This is a genomic window from Catenuloplanes japonicus (assembly GCF_000717135.1).
GTDB lineage: Bacteria > Actinomycetota > Actinomycetes > Mycobacteriales > Micromonosporaceae > Catenuloplanes > Catenuloplanes japonicus.
Genome location: NZ_JNXY01000036.1, coordinates 1 through 13,202, shown reverse-complemented (window position 1 = coordinate 13,202; position 13,202 = coordinate 1). Strand labels below are relative to the sequence as shown.

Here is a 13,202-nt window from a genome sequence, read left to right as displayed (position 1 = left end):
CAGCCTGGGAGCCCTCGGGCGCCATCGCCGGGTTCCGCCCGACATTCACACCAACGAAGGACGTACCACGGCAAACCGCGCGACGATCCTGCCCTCCACGACGTTGCGGGCCGGGTCCGGCGCCGCGGGCCGCGCGTCGCGGCCGGGAAGATCGCCTTTCCCGGAAAGCGCGGGAGAGCGCGTCGCCCTCCCGCGCGAAGACGCTAGGCCAGGACCCGCAGCCGGACCGTCTGCGGGAGTGCGGCCAGCTGGTTCACCATTTCCGGCGTGAAGTCGATGCCGATGTCGGTGAGGAGGTAGCCGTATTCGCCCTTGGTGGCGAGCAGCTGGCCCTCAACGTTGATCGAGTGCTCCGCGAGCACGCTGTTGACCTGCGCGAGCACGCCGGGCGTGTTGCGGTGCAGGTAGACCAGGCGGTGGCCGGTGGTGTGCGGCGGGAGGGCCACGGACGGAAGGTTGACGCTGAGCGTCGTGTTGCCCTCGGTCAGGTACGTCGCCAGCTTGTTGGAGACGAACGCGCCGATGTCGGCCTGCGCCTCCTCGGTGGAGCCGCCGATGTGCGGGGTGAGGATCACGTTCGGCAGGCCGCGCAGCGGGGACTGGAACTCGTCGCCGCGGCCCTTCGGCTCGACCGGGAACACGTCCACGGCGGCGCCGGCGATGTGGCCGTTCTCCAGGTGGCGGCGGAGCGCGTCGTGGTCGATGACCAGGCCGCGGGAGAGGTTGAGGAAGATGCTGCCGGGCTTCATCCGGGCGAACTGCTCCTCGCCGAAGAAGCCGTTGTTGCCGGGGCGGCCGTCGACGTGGATGGTGACGATGTCGGCCACGTCGAGCAGCTCGTCGAGCGTGCTGCAGCGGCGCGCGTTACCGAGCGAGAGCTTGTCCGCGCTGTCGTAGAAGTAGACGCGCATGCCCAGCGCCTCGGCCAGCACGGAGAGCTGCGTGCCGATGTTGCCGTAGCCGACGATGCCGAGCCGCCGGCCGCGGACCTCGTGGCTGCCGTCCGCGGCCTTGTCCCAGGTGCCCGCGTGCATGCCGGTGTTCTTCTCGGTGAGCCGGCGGGTCAGCGCGATGATCTCGGCGAGCGCCAGCTCGACGACGCTGCGCGTGTTGGAGAACGGCGCGTTGAAGACCGCGACGCCGGCCTTGGACGCGGCGGCCTGGTCGATCTGGTCCGTGCCGATGCAGAACGCGCCGATCGCGGCCAGGTCCTTCGCGGCGTCGATGACGCGCGCGGTGACCCTGGTCTTGGACCGGATGCCGAGCAGCGTGACGCCCTCGATCCGGGCGATCAGCTCCTCCTCGTCGAGCGCGGAGGAGACGGACTCCACGACATAGCCCTCGGACTCGAACCGGGCCACCGCGTCGGGGTGGATGTTCTCCAGGAGAAGGACTCGCGCTTTACCGTCGTCGATCATCGGGTGTCAATCCTCGGATTTCCAGCTGCTGGGGTGGGTCGGTCCCACCTTAGCGAGCCCCGCATGCGGGTTTCCGGGAGCGGCCGACCGGGTCCCACATTGCGTGACGCCGCAGCGCGCGCGAGAATTCATCGACTTCGATGGAGGGTGGTCCGGCATGCGCAGGTGGGGCGCTATTTTGGTCGCTTTTGTGCTGATGTATCCGGCAGCCGCGCAGGCCGGGCCGCCGGTCACCCGGATCAGTGACACGGAGCTGGACGCGAGCGCGCTCTACTTCGTCTCCTACGACGGGCTGGTGAACAACAACGCGTTCCAGCAGGAGGCGATCGTCACGTACGGCGGCCGGCAGTACGCGGCCTGGTACACCTCCACCCGCGAGGCCGTGCTGGCCCGGCGCACGCTGCCGGCCGGCACGTGGGAGACGCTGCGGCTGCCGCACCGGCTCAGCGTGGACGACTCGCACAACGTGATCGCGCTCGGCATCTCACCCGCCGACGGGCGGCTGCACGTGGCGTTGGACACGCACGACAGCACGATCTACTACTACCGGTCCGAGGCCGGGCTGGCCGGCGGCGGCGCGTCGTGGGTCGCGTCCCGGTTCGGCGCGGAGCAGCGCACGCTCGGCGGCGTGGAACTGGGCGCGATCACCTACCCCCGGTTCCTCGCCACGCCGGACGGGCGCCTGCAGCTCAGCTACCGCACCGGGCGGTCCGGGAACGGCACGCTGGAGCTGGCCGAGTACACGTCCGGGGCCTGGGCGCGGCTCGGCATCTGGTCGTCCGCGACCGGGTCGTACTCGTCGAACGGCGTCACCAGCACCACCCGCAACATGTACCTGCACGGCCTCCGCTACGGACCTGACGGCCGGCTGCACGCGGCCTTCACCTGGCGCGAGGGCAACACCGGCGTGCTCTGCAACGCGGGCGGCCTGGCCAACCACGACACCGGCTACGTCTACAGCGACGACCGTGGCCGCACCTGGCGCAACAACGCGGGCACCGTGGTCGGCACCACCGGCGGCACCCGGGTCGGCGTCACCGGCGCGGGCCTGGTCGTGGACCCGCTCAGCGTCGACCACGGCCTGATCAACCAGGAGAGCCAGGCGATCGACTCGACCGGCCGCCCGCACGTGGTGATCAGCTACGTCCCGGGGCGTTTCACCCAGTGCGTGACGAACTACGTCCAGAACCGCATCTCGTACGCCCGCGCCTTCCACCTCCGCCGCGACGCCACCGGTGCCTGGCGCAAGATCGAGATCCCGTTCGCGCTCAACGCCACCGGCCGCTCCCAGATAGTCTTCGACGCGGCCGACAACGCATATGTGGTGCTCCCGTTCGGCCGCGTCGTCTCCGCCACCCGGGCGAGCGACTGGACGGACTGGACACTGGTCTTCGACGGGGCGGGCCTCAACGCGTTCGGCGAGGTGGTGGTCGACCGCTCCCGGATTGCCGGTGACGGCGTCCTCTCGATCCTCTATCAGCGCCGCTCCACCGGCACGACCCCGTCCTCGATCCGCGTGCTGGACATCCGGCTGGGCTGACCACAGATCACGATCCGCCGCAACCGGCAACCCGAAACCTGTCCTTCGGTACGGCGGGCTTCGGCCGTCCGACGACTTCTCCACGTGCGCCACGGCCAGGCGATGAACGCGTCGGCAGGTTCCCGGCGCGACCATGTCCGATCGGGAGGGCCGACGACCACCAGAGGAGAAGACATGCATCCCACCGGTACGTTCGTCGTCATCACCGGAGGACCCGGAGCGGGAAAGACCACCTTGATCCAGGGCCTCCGGCAGCAGGGTTTCACCTGCGTCGACGAGGCCGGCCGGCAGATCATCCGGGACCAGAGCGCCATCGGCGGGCACGCCCTGCACACCGCGGACCAGCTCCTGTTCGCGGAGATCATGCTGGCCTGGGAAATGCGGTCCTACCGCCAGGCCGCCCACCATGACACCACGGTGTTCTTCGATCGCGGCGTGCCCGACCTCGTCGGCTACTACCTCCTGCTCAACCGTCCCGTTCCCCGGCACGTCTCCGCCGCGGCCGACCTGTTCCGCTACCACCATCGCGTCTTCATCGCCCCGCCCTGGCCACACATCTACGTCACCGACAGCGAACGCCACCAGGACTTCGACGAGGCGGTTCGCACCCACGACGCCCTGGCTACCGCCTACACCCGGCACGGCTACGAACTGATCGCGCTCCCCAAGACCGACCCCGCCTCCCGCCTGGCCTTCATGCACGAGCACCTGAGCGTGGCGAGCCCCCGCACACCCACGAGCGACACCGAGAACTGACACAGTCACCTGGACGCCCGCCCCAAGCCACGAATCTCACCGCCGGGACCTGGGTCCTGGTATTCGCCTGGGCCGGTGGGGGCTGTGCGCGGTAGGTTCCGGGCGTGGCGGGAGGGCGGCGGTATCGGTACGTCGGGCCGGAGGAGATTCGGCGGGAGGCGGTGCGGGCCGGGAGCGTGGACCTCCGGTCGGCGGCCGACGTCGTGTCCTGGATGGTCGGCGAGCCGGTCACCTTCGTCGTGACCGTGGACGGGACGCTGCGCGTGGCCCCGCGCCGGAGCGAGCACGTGGCCTGCGCGGACGGCGAACCGGTGCTGGCCGCGGGTGAGCTGATCTTCGCCGGCGGCGGGGAGATCACGGAGGCCACCAACCAGTCGACCGGCTACTGCCCGGATCCCGGCTCGTGGGCGGCCGTCGCGGCCGCCGCGGAGAGCGCCGGGTTCGCGCACCCGGGCCGCTTCACGTACACCGTGGTCTTCCGGCGGTGCCCGGACTGCCGCGAGCGCAACATCGTCCGGGACGACGACTTCACGTGCGCGCTCTGCGGGGGCGAGCTGCCCGCACGCTGGAACTTCGGGCCGGGGTAGGTCAGAGAAGCGTGCGGAGGCGATCCCGGTCGCCGGAGACGGCGGCGGCGCCGGTGGCCAGCGCGTGGTCGAGGGACGGGCCGAAGCGGTCGGCGGCCAGGTCGTTGAGCTGTAGCGGTGTCGTCGTGAGCGACACGTCGCACGAGGGCGGCGGGCCCGGCGTGACGACGACGGAGGACGGGGTGACGCGGAGCGTCCAGGTGGTGTCGTCGAGGTCGAGGCGGACGGTCAGCGGCGGGCCGGGGCGGACCGCGCCGCGCAGGAACAGCAGGATCGAGACCGGGCTCAGGTGCAGCGGGCCTGAGGGTGGCGGGACGTGGCGCAGTGCCCAGTCGCCCAGGGACAGGACGATCGGCTCCAGGTCGCGGCCCCACGCGGTGAGTTCGTAGGCCGGCGGGTGCGGGCGGTGGACGACGCCGTGCCGCTCGAGTTCGCGGAGGCGGTCGGCGAGCATGTTGGAGCTGGACCGGGGCAACGCGCGGCGCAGATCGGAGAAGCGGCGGCCGCCGAGGAGCAGTTCGCGGACGACCAGCAGCGCCCAGCGTTCGCCGACCACGTCGAGCGCGCGGGCGATGCCGCACGGGTCCTGGTAGCTCCGGCTGGTCGGCACGCGGTGATCGTAACCGGTTGTTTTTAACAACCGCTATGGGTACGGTCACGGCATGACGAATCCGGTCGTGCACTTCGAGATCACCGGACGGGATCCGGGCAGGCTGCGGGACTACTACGGCGCGCTGTTCGGCTGGGAGTTCGCGGTCGGCGGCAGCACGGTGCCGGCGGTGTCGGACCCGGGCACCTACGGTTTCACCGAGCCGGGCACGATCCCGGGCGGCGTCGGGGGCGGACCGGGCCACACCCCGCACACCGTGTTCTACATCGGTGTGCCGGATGTGGCCGCGGCCCTCGATCAGGCGATCGCGCTGGGCGGCACCCGGGTCATGGGCCCGGCCACGGCGCCGGGCTCCACGCTCGTCGTCGCCCACGTCGCCGACCCGGAGGGCAACCTCATCGGGCTGGCCGGTCAGTAGCGGGCTGTCACCGAGGGCCGCCGAGCTCCCGCTTGCGCCGCAGCAGCGCCGCCCGGTGCGACCGTGCCCGGATCAGGTTGATCAGAGCCGCGGCCAGCAGCACCGCCGCCATCCCGAGTGCGGCCGGTGCCAGCCGGTCGCGGGAGATCGTCACCGCCGTCACGAACGCGGCCAGCAGCGACGATGCGGCCAGCCCGAGCCAGCCCGCCACCACCCGGTCGCGGGCGAAGAGCGGCGTGCGGCGGGTCAGCACCCAGACGGCCCAGCCGCACCAGCCGAGCCCGATCGCCACCATGGCGGCGAACGCGGCCTGCGTCGCCGGCGGCAGTGCGGGCTCGGTGGCCCAGAGCGTGCCGGCCACGGTCGCCCCGCCCAGGCCGCCGAGCAGCGTGACCACGGTGACGAGTCGGCGGGCCGGTGACAGCGGGGCGGCGAGCCGGTGGAGCATGTCGTCCGCGTTCATGCGTGGTGTCCCTTCTGCGCGAGTGAGGTGCGCAGCAGGCGTCGGCCGCGCGACAGCCGTGATTTGACCGTGCCGACCGGGACGCCGCAGATCTCCGCGCACGTCTCCAGCGACAGGTCCTGCAGGTAGAACAGGATCAGCAGCTCGCGTTCCAGGACCGGCACGCCGGCCAGCCCGGCGGCGACCAGGGCCCGGTCCACGACCGCGTCCCCGATGTCCGGTTCCGGGCCGGGGCCGGGGGCCGCCGGCCGGGCGTACTCCGCGCGCAACCGGTTCGTCACGGCCCGCCGCGCGATGCTGAACAGCCACGGCGCGAACCGCGCCGGGTCCTTCAATCGTGGCAGCCCGCGTACGACCGCGAGCCACACCTCCTGGGCCACGTCGTCCGCGGCTCCCGGGCCGAGCATGCGGCGCACGAACGCGTGCACCGGCTCGTGCCACTCCCGGACCAGCCCGGCGAACGCGTCACGCTCGCCGAGCTGGGCGCGGACGACCAGCAGTTCGTCAGTCATCCCGCCTCCTCTCACCGAGCTCAGTCGGGAAAGGAGGGCGGCAGGTTCATCGGCCGGCGAGGTGCGCGGTGAAAGCGCGGTACGCGGCGGTACTGACGGTGAGGATCGGGCCTTCCGGATCCTTGCTGTCGCGGACGGCGACAAAGCCGGTCAGATTGTCGGCGATTTCGACGCAGTTGCCACCGCCGGTGCCGCTCCGACTGCTTTTGCGCCACTGCGCGCCGCTCAGGTCAGTCATCGACGTACTCCTTGATCAGGTTGCCTATGAGATCGTCCGAATCATTGCGGTCCAGCGCAACCCGGTCCAACGTTGTCCAGACCCTTTCGAAAGTATTCACCTCTTCGGGCTCGTCCAGATACAACGCGCCGGTCAGCCCTTCGATGTAGACGGTGCTCGGCTCGGGCTTGCGCAGCCGGATGGCCGGGAAGTCAAGCAGGACGAACGAACCGGCGAAGCTCGCGAGATGCAGCGCGCGCTCCTTCGGTATCACCCGCACGCTCACGTTCGGCCGCGCGGCGGAGATGTTGACCAGGTGGGCGAGCTGGCGGGCCCAGGCGGCACGGTCCGGGATCGGCTTGTGCAGCACGGTCTCCTCGATGACGACCTCCAGCTGCGGCGGCTGCGGCGCGCGGCGGGAGAGCAGTTGCTGGCGCTGGAGCCGCACCTGGGTCTGCTGGGCGACCGCGGCCTGCGGCGTGTCCGGGTCCGCGCCGAGCACGAACGCGGCGTACGCCTCCTCCTGCAGCAGGCCGGGGATGACGCCGCTCTCGTAGTGCCGCAGCCGGGACGCGGCCGCCTCCATGCCCACGTACAGCTCGAACCAGCTCGGTATCGCCCTGCCGTACGCCTGCCACCAGCCCCGTTCCTTCGCGGCGGCGGCCAGCCCGAGCATGACCTCGCGCATGTCCTCCGGTGCGTCGTAGAGTTCGCCGGCGGCCCGTACCTCGATCAGCTTGACCGGCGCCTCGCCGCCCTCGATGCGCGACATCCGGGCCAGCGAGATCTCCAGGTGCGCGGCGGCGTCCTTGAGCTTGATGCCGGCTTCCTCGCGGGCCTGGCGTAGTAAACGACCGAGCTGCCTTCGGGGTACGGACGATCCGCCGTCTGTCGGCATGCCGTCTCCTCGTCGTCGTTTTTGAGAGGTCGGTCTCTCTCGGAAAGCACGCCCGGAAACCTGAATACCGGAATTTCCGGTGCCGAGCTTTCCAAAAGGGTACGACGACGCGAGGGTCTACTTCGGAACACGTCGGTACCACGGAAGGACGACGGAGATGCTCAATACCCGCCCCGCCGCCCCACCACCGATCCCGCGGCTGACTCCCGGAACGGTCCTCGGCCTGCACGAGCGCGATTACCGGTACGGCATCGGCTATCTCGGCCTGCGCGTCTCCGAGGTCGGAGTCGACCGCATCCAGGCCGGCGCGGAATGGGTCCCGGTCCGTGGCCACCGCATGTCGCACGACGGCCGGGTGGACACCCGGGAGCTGGAGATCCTGGTCGCCGTGACGGCGCTGCGCGAGGGCGCGATCAAGCCGACCGGCTGGCTGCCGCCGGTCACCGCCGTCGCGCCCCCTCGGCGCTGAGTCAGTCGAGCGACAGGTACTGCTGCGCCCACTCCGGCACGCGCTTCGCCTTCTTGAAGCGGCGGGTGACGCGGACGCGCGGGGACTCCACGCACTGGCCGCTGATCGACAGCTGCCGGAACTCGCCGTCGTCGAAGACCACGGTCACGTTGTCGGGCGCGATGGTGTGGCCGGGGTGGTCGGTCTCCACGGCGGGCACGCCGGAGACTGAGTAGTGGTACTCGTCGGTGGTGCTCACGTGAGGGGTCTCCCGGTTACCGATCAAGGACGCGTCAGGACATCACTCTACGGTGGTACGCCGATCATGGCGACGCCATCGGCCCTCGCGCCCGGTTCCGCACCCGGTGCACGATTCCGGGAAGCCACGGCGCCAGGCCGAGGATCAGCAGGATCGTCAGCAGCGGCACCCGCCACCACCGGCCGATCACGGCCGGGGGAGCGGCCGTCGTGTCCGCGGTCCACGGGCGTGCGGTCTTCGACCAGGCCAGGAACGCGTCGCCGATCGGGACGGCGCCGCCCGCGTACCGCTTCGTGGTGAACGTGTCGAACGGCAGCCCGGCGAACTCGCCGAACGAGGCGAACCCGGCGGCCAGCGACGTGTCGCCGTGCACCTGGGCCGCGCCGAGCGCCACCACGGTGGTGGAGAGGCTGATGCCGAGCGGCAGCGGCCCGGAGTCGACGTCGGCCGGCCCGTCCGTGCCGTGCGGGTACTCGCGCACGGCCGGCCCGAGCCCGAGCGGCCGATCGAGGAATTGCGTGCGGAACAGCAGGTACTGCTCGCGGGCGAAGACCGGGTCCACGTCCACCAGGAAGCGCTGGATGATCGCCTGCGAGGTGCCGCGCGCACCGGAGACCGCGGGCGAGGCGGTGTGCGGCATCAGCCCGGTCGCCGGGTCGAGCCGGTCGCGCACGCCGGAGACCCAGCGGGAGATCGTCGGGGTGAACCGGGGATCCCCGGAAAGTCGCAGCGACGCGATCGCCACCGTGGAGTCGCACGGCCAGGCCTGACCGGGGTACGCGTCCAGGAACGGCGTGGGGGAGGCGTCGAACGCGGCCGCCAGCGCGGCCGAGCCGGCCAGGAACAGCGCCCGCTGCGCCGGGTCGTCGCGGATCGTCAGCAGGCCACCGCGCAGCCAGTTCGTCCAGCCGGCGTAGAAGACGCCGTAGGCCGGGGTGGCGCCCGCGTCGAACACGGCACGGCCCTCGTCCGACTCCAGCCGGGACAGCGCCCAGGCGGCCTCGTCCGCGGCCTCGCCGACCGCGACGCCGCGCTGCCCGAGCTCCACCCAGGACAGTCCGTAGAGCGCGTGCAGGAAGAAGTAGCCCTCCGGGAACAGCGACTGCGCGTCCGTGGCGGCGCCGCCGTCCAGCGCGGAGCGGAGGAATGCGAGCTGACGGCGTACCCCCGGCGGCTCTTGATCGTGGTCTGCGGCGACGGCCGGAGCGGTCAACCGGACCGCGCCGGCCACCGCCAGCAGCGACAGCAGCACCGCGACGATGCGCCGGATCATGCGGACAGCGCGTCCGCGACCGCGCGCAGGTGGGCGTCGACCTGGCCGCGGTCGTAGCCGCGCAGCACGACCGTGAACGCGGTGCCGCGCAGCTCCGCGGCGAGCGACGCGCGTGCGGCCGGATCCTGGACCGCGTCGATCCGGGCCAGCACCGCGTCGACCTCGCCGATGTCATAGCCGCGCAGCACGACCGTGAGGGCGGCGGAGGGGGAGGCCGGCGGAGCACCGGGCTGCCTTCGGCTGATCCGCCACAGGCCGGTGAACCACAGCAGGACGATGAGCACCGAGACCCAGGTGGGCGCCCCTTCGGAACGACTGCCGAAGAACCCGGCCGCGCCGCCGGCCACGCCGACGATCCCGTAGATCAGCCACGTACGCACGCCGCCACCGTAGCCACGCCGGTCAATTCGCCAGCAGCGCGCGCACGCGCGGGATCACCTCGGTGCCGTAGAGCTCGATCGAGCGCATCATCGCGTCGTGCGGCAGCGTGCCGTTCGAGTACTTGAGGTCGAACCGCGTGATCCCGAGCGCGCGCACGGTGCGGGCGATCTTCTGCGCCACCGTCTCCGGCGAGCCCGCGTGCAGCGCGCCCTCGGTGATGTCCGCGTTGAAGCTGGTGCGGGTCAGCGGCGGCCAGCCGCGCTCCCGGCCGATCCGGTCGCGCATCACGCGCAGGTGCGGCCAGAGCGTGTCCGCCGCCTCCCTGTCCGTCTCCGCGACGAAGCCGGGCGCGTGCACGGCGACCGGCAGCGGCTCCGCGCCGAGCTCGCTGAGCGCGCGGTGGTAGAGCTCGACGTACGGCGCGAACCGGACCGGGTCGCCGCCGATCACGGCCAGCACCAGCGGCAGCCGGTAGCGCGCGGCACGCACCACCGACTCCGGGCTGCCGCCGACGCCGACCCAGGCGGAGATCCGGCCGGACTCCGTCTTCGGATAGACCTCCTGCTTGTCGAGCGCGGCCCGGACCGTGCCCTCCCAGGTCACCGGCGCCTCGTCGAGCAGCTTCGCCATCAGATCCAGCTTCTCGGAGAACAGCTTCTCGTAGTCGCGCAGCTCGTAGCCGAACAGCGGGAACGACTCCGTGAACGAGCCCCGGCCCAGCGTGATCTCGGCGCGGCCGTGCGAGACCGCGTCCAGCGTGGCGAACCGCTCGAACACGCGCACCGGGTCGTCGGAGCTGAGCACGGTCACGGCGGTGCCGAGCTTGATCGTCGACGTGCGCCCGGCTATCGCGGCCAGCACGACCTCCGGCGCGGACACGGCGAAGTCGTCCCGGTGGTGCTCACCCACGCCGATCGCGTCCACGCCGACGCGCTCGGCCAGCACGGCCTGCTCCACGACATCGCGGATGACCTGTGCATACGGCAGTCGCTTGCCGTCCGCCCCGACAGTGACGTCGCCGAAGGTGTCCAGCCCGAATTCCACGATCCGCTCCTCGCTCAGACCCCGTCGACCGGGGCGACGCGGCCAGTCAACCGCACGGCCATTCGCTCGATTCCCGCGACCTGCAAATCCAGATCAATTGCATGCCACGGTACGAATAGAGCGCGATGGATTCCGTACACCCCGATCGGGTCGTTTGTTCGTTCTAGGGTTGTGTTCATGTCTCTCGATGTGATCGGATCCGCGCTGCGCGACAGCCTGCCACCGCTGCTCGCCCGCCACCAGGTCCCGGGCGCGGTGCTGGCGGTCTACGCGGACGGCGCGCAGATCGACCTCGCGCACGGCGTGCTCAACACGCGCACCGGCGTCGAGGCCACCACCGACTCGATCTTCCAGGTCGGGTCGATCACCAAGGTCTGGACCACCACGCTCGTCATGCAGCTGGCCGACGAGGGCCGCCTGGAGCTGGACGCGCCGGTCCGCCGCTACCTGCCGGAGTTCCGCCTGGGCTCGGCCGACGCGGCGGCGACGGTCACGATCCGGCAGCTGCTGTGCCACACCGGCGGCTTCGAGGGCGACCTGTTCACCGACACCGGCCGCGGCGACGACTGCGTGGCCCGGTTCGTCGCGTCGCTCGGCGACACGCCCCAGCTGTTCCCGCCCGGAGCCATGCTCTCCTACAACAACGCCGGTTTCGCCGTGCTCGGGCGCATCGTGGAGGTGCTGCGCGGCCGCCCGTTCGACGCCTGCCTGCACGCGTACCTGGCCGGTCCGCTCGGCGCGTCCACGGTCGCCACGGATGCGTACGAGGCGATCCTGCACCGCGCCGCCGTCGGCCACCTCCGCGCCGAAGACGGCGGCCCGCTGGAGACCGCGCCGATCTGGGCGCTGCCCCGCTCCAACTCGCCGGCCGGCTCCATGCTCGCGATGAGCGCCCGAGACCTGCTGCTCTTCGCCCGCCTGCACCTGCGCGCCGGCGACGGGCTGGTCTCGCAGGACGCGGTCAAGGCCATGCAGCAGCGCGCCGCGGACCGTCCCGCGCCCGGCATGCCCGGCGCCGGCTGGGGCCTCGGCTGGGAGATCATGGACGACTCCGGCAGCGTGATCGGCCACGACGGCGGCACCATCGGCCAGGCCGCGTTCCTCCGCCTCGTCCCGGACCGGAACGTCGCGGTCGCGCTGCTCACCAACGGCGGCGACGCGTCCTCGCTCTACCTCGCGCTGATCCCGCCGCTGATCCGCGCGCTGACCGGCGTGGTCCTCCCGCCGCCTGCCGCGGTGCCGTCGTCCCCCGCCCCGTTCGACGCGTCCCGCTACCTCGGCGTCTACTCGTCCCGCGTCGCCGACCTCACGGTCTCCCAGGACACCGCCGGCCGGGTCTGGCTGCACGACGCCCCGAAGGGCATCTTCACCCAGCTCGGCCCGCCCTCACCCCCGCAGGAACTGGTCCACCTGACCGACGACACGCTCATCGTCCGGACCCACCCCGGCACCGCCCACCCCGTCTACGCGTTCGTCGGCACCACCCCGTCCGGCCACGCCCGCTTCCTCCACGGCGGCCGCGCCACCCTCCGCGCCACCCCCTGACGCCCCGCCTCGCGCCACGCGATCACATTCAAGGCCCATGTCCTGTGCCCGCTTCCGGCGTGGTCCGGCAGCGTTGCTCCCGCGGGCAAACCTCGCGGCGTGCTCCGCCGGCGCTCCGCTCGTCGCTCGGAGCCGGTCCCGCCGCCGGTTCCGAAGACCGAAGGCGGGTATCCGCACGCCGCCCCGGCACAGCTCTCGCGGTTCCTGCCGCACTCGCGCCCGAAATATCACCTTATGGCGCCCAGTCATGGGTTCGTGACCTGAGTCGATCAAGACGGAATGTACGTGGGAGTCGTTATTCGGGCCGGATAACGACTCCCACGTACATTCGACGGTGGACCTTTCGGTCTCCATGGACTGATCACTCCAGGCCGGCACCGATAAATGCGAAAGACGGGCGCCTGGCCGACCGTGCGCTCACCCTCCGCCTGTGCGGCACCCTTCGGCCCGCGTCGGCCCCGATCGGTGGGAGACGGCGGGCCGGCGCGACATCCCAGCCGCAGCATTTCGGGCGGAGCGCGACCATCAGGCCCGAGCCTGGGGTAGATAGTGCGAAATTTCGGGCACGGAGTGCCCGCTGCTTCATTCTGGCCGGCCCAGCGAGAACGCAAGGGCCGCGGTGGGCCGGACCACTGCGAGTCTCTGGCGTCGGTGCCGGTTCTTGTCATCGCCCAACCTGTAGGCGCGTCGCCCAGTCGCCGACGACGTAGCCGCCGCATGCACCGCGCGTAGCGCGAGGGTGCCGCTTGCGCGTGGCGCTGGACGCGCGTGCCGCCGAACGCGCGTGGCGCTGGACGCGCGTGGCGCTGGACGCGCGTGGCGCTGGACGCGCG

At 71.5% G+C, this 13,202-nt stretch carries 16 protein-coding genes; 6 read left to right on the top strand and 10 right to left on the bottom strand.

The window, feature by feature from the left end:
* Positions 1-203: 203 nt before the first annotated feature.
* A complete protein-coding gene (serA, locus tag OP04_RS40065; protein WP_033345231.1) occupies positions 204-1,418 on the bottom strand; it encodes a phosphoglycerate dehydrogenase in 1,215 nt (404 codons plus the stop codon).
* 196 nt (positions 1,419-1,614) lie between these two features.
* Here serA and OP04_RS40060 point away from each other — a divergent pair, with 196 nt between their 5' ends.
* The 3 genes from OP04_RS40060 (at position 1,615) to OP04_RS40050 (ending at position 4,301) form a co-directional block, all read left to right on the top strand.
* Entirely contained in the window at positions 1,615-2,958 is a 1,344-nt protein-coding gene (locus OP04_RS40060) for a BNR repeat-containing protein (protein WP_232323921.1), read from the top strand.
* A gap of 174 nt (positions 2,959-3,132) precedes the next feature.
* Positions 3,133-3,714, top strand: a complete 582-nt coding sequence (locus OP04_RS40055; RefSeq protein ID WP_051799814.1) for an AAA family ATPase — start codon at positions 3,133-3,135, stop codon at positions 3,712-3,714.
* A gap of 104 nt (positions 3,715-3,818) precedes the next feature.
* Complete coding sequence (locus tag OP04_RS40050) at positions 3,819-4,301, top strand: hypothetical protein (RefSeq protein ID WP_033345229.1); 483 nt, start codon at positions 3,819-3,821, stop codon at positions 4,299-4,301.
* Position 4,302: 1 nt separating this feature from the next.
* On the opposite strand, the gene OP04_RS40045 is transcribed toward OP04_RS40050, so the two are convergent.
* Positions 4,303-4,911 carry a winged helix-turn-helix transcriptional regulator gene (locus OP04_RS40045; protein ID WP_033345228.1) on the bottom strand — a complete coding sequence of 203 codons (609 nt, stop codon included), beginning with the start codon at positions 4,909-4,911 and terminating at the stop codon, positions 4,303-4,305.
* A gap of 52 nt (positions 4,912-4,963) precedes the next feature.
* Between OP04_RS40045 and OP04_RS40040 the strand changes: the two genes are divergently transcribed.
* The gene (locus tag OP04_RS40040) at positions 4,964-5,329 is read left to right on the top strand and encodes a VOC family protein (RefSeq protein ID WP_033345227.1); all 366 of its coding nucleotides are present in this window, start codon (positions 4,964-4,966) and stop codon (positions 5,327-5,329) included.
* Positions 5,330-5,336: 7 nt separating this feature from the next.
* Here the strand turns inward: OP04_RS40040 and OP04_RS40035 are convergent, their stop codons facing one another.
* Genes OP04_RS40035 through OP04_RS40020 form a run of 4 tightly spaced genes read right to left on the bottom strand, consistent with a single transcriptional unit; the run spans position 5,337 to position 7,419 of the window.
* Positions 5,337-5,792: a hypothetical protein gene (locus OP04_RS40035; protein WP_198154150.1), complete on the bottom strand. Its 456-nt coding sequence runs from the start codon at positions 5,790-5,792 to the stop codon at positions 5,337-5,339.
* Positions 5,789-6,304 (bottom strand): RNA polymerase sigma factor, encoded by a 516-nt coding sequence (locus tag OP04_RS40030; protein WP_033345226.1) that lies wholly within the window; start codon positions 6,302-6,304, stop codon positions 5,789-5,791. The genes OP04_RS40035 and OP04_RS40030 overlap by 4 nt, the downstream gene beginning before the upstream one ends.
* 46 nt (positions 6,305-6,350) lie before the next feature.
* Positions 6,351-6,542 carry a DUF397 domain-containing protein gene (locus OP04_RS40025; protein ID WP_033345225.1) on the bottom strand — a complete coding sequence of 64 codons (192 nt, stop codon included), beginning with the start codon at positions 6,540-6,542 and terminating at the stop codon, positions 6,351-6,353.
* Positions 6,535-7,419 (bottom strand): helix-turn-helix domain-containing protein, encoded by an 885-nt coding sequence (locus OP04_RS40020; RefSeq protein ID WP_033345224.1) that lies wholly within the window; start codon positions 7,417-7,419, stop codon positions 6,535-6,537. Before OP04_RS40020 ends, OP04_RS40025 begins: the two co-directional genes overlap by 8 nt.
* Before the next feature lie 157 nt (positions 7,420-7,576).
* Between OP04_RS40020 and OP04_RS40015 the strand changes: the two genes are divergently transcribed.
* Positions 7,577-7,888: a hypothetical protein gene (locus OP04_RS40015; protein ID WP_033345223.1), complete on the top strand. Its 312-nt coding sequence runs from the start codon at positions 7,577-7,579 to the stop codon at positions 7,886-7,888.
* A 1-nt stretch (position 7,889) separates the two neighbouring features.
* Here OP04_RS40015 and OP04_RS40010 read toward each other — a convergent pair whose 3' ends face one another.
* The 4 genes from OP04_RS40010 to OP04_RS39995 all read right to left on the bottom strand — a co-directional run bounded on the left by OP04_RS40010 (position 7,890) and on the right by OP04_RS39995 (position 10,827).
* Positions 7,890-8,126 carry a hypothetical protein gene (locus OP04_RS40010; protein ID WP_033345222.1) on the bottom strand — a complete coding sequence of 79 codons (237 nt, stop codon included), beginning with the start codon at positions 8,124-8,126 and terminating at the stop codon, positions 7,890-7,892.
* Between the two features lie 64 nt (positions 8,127-8,190).
* Positions 8,191-9,399, bottom strand: coding sequence for a hypothetical protein (locus OP04_RS40005; protein WP_033345221.1), 1,209 nt, complete (start codon positions 9,397-9,399; stop codon positions 8,191-8,193).
* Positions 9,396-9,779 (bottom strand): DivIVA domain-containing protein, encoded by a 384-nt coding sequence (locus OP04_RS50640; RefSeq protein WP_051799813.1) that lies wholly within the window; start codon positions 9,777-9,779, stop codon positions 9,396-9,398. The genes OP04_RS40005 and OP04_RS50640 overlap by 4 nt, the downstream gene beginning before the upstream one ends.
* Before the next feature lie 22 nt (positions 9,780-9,801).
* Positions 9,802-10,827 carry an LLM class flavin-dependent oxidoreductase gene (locus OP04_RS39995; RefSeq protein WP_232323920.1) on the bottom strand — a complete coding sequence of 342 codons (1,026 nt, stop codon included), beginning with the start codon at positions 10,825-10,827 and terminating at the stop codon, positions 9,802-9,804.
* A gap of 174 nt (positions 10,828-11,001) precedes the next feature.
* Here OP04_RS39995 and OP04_RS39990 point away from each other — a divergent pair, with 174 nt between their 5' ends.
* Positions 11,002-12,369, top strand: coding sequence for a serine hydrolase domain-containing protein (locus OP04_RS39990; RefSeq protein ID WP_051799824.1), 1,368 nt, complete (start codon positions 11,002-11,004; stop codon positions 12,367-12,369).
* The last annotated feature ends 833 nt before the right edge of the window (positions 12,370-13,202 follow it).

Bases quoted from the DNA above. Each gene is read 5' to 3' on its own strand.
- serA (WP_033345231.1), bottom strand. From the start codon at position 1,418: ATGATCGACGACGGTAAAGCGCGAGTCCTTCTCCTGGAGAACATCCAC.
- OP04_RS40060 (WP_232323921.1), top strand. From the start codon at position 1,615: ATGTATCCGGCAGCCGCGCAGGCCGGGCCGCCGGTCACCCGGATCAGT.
- OP04_RS40055 (WP_051799814.1), top strand. From the start codon at position 3,133: ATGCATCCCACCGGTACGTTCGTCGTCATCACCGGAGGACCCGGAGCG.
- OP04_RS40040 (WP_033345227.1), top strand. From the start codon at position 4,964: ATGACGAATCCGGTCGTGCACTTCGAGATCACCGGACGGGATCCGGGC.
- OP04_RS40035 (WP_198154150.1), bottom strand. From the start codon at position 5,792: ATGAACGCGGACGACATGCTCCACCGGCTCGCCGCCCCGCTGTCACCG.
- OP04_RS40030 (WP_033345226.1), bottom strand. From the start codon at position 6,304: ATGACTGACGAACTGCTGGTCGTCCGCGCCCAGCTCGGCGAGCGTGAC.
- OP04_RS40025 (WP_033345225.1), bottom strand. From the start codon at position 6,542: ATGACTGACCTGAGCGGCGCGCAGTGGCGCAAAAGCAGTCGGAGCGGC.
- OP04_RS40020 (WP_033345224.1), bottom strand. From the start codon at position 7,419: ATGCCGACAGACGGCGGATCGTCCGTACCCCGAAGGCAGCTCGGTCGT.
- OP04_RS40015 (WP_033345223.1), top strand. From the start codon at position 7,577: ATGCTCAATACCCGCCCCGCCGCCCCACCACCGATCCCGCGGCTGACT.
- OP04_RS40005 (WP_033345221.1), bottom strand. From the start codon at position 9,399: ATGATCCGGCGCATCGTCGCGGTGCTGCTGTCGCTGCTGGCGGTGGCC.
- OP04_RS39990 (WP_051799824.1), top strand. From the start codon at position 11,002: ATGTCTCTCGATGTGATCGGATCCGCGCTGCGCGACAGCCTGCCACCG.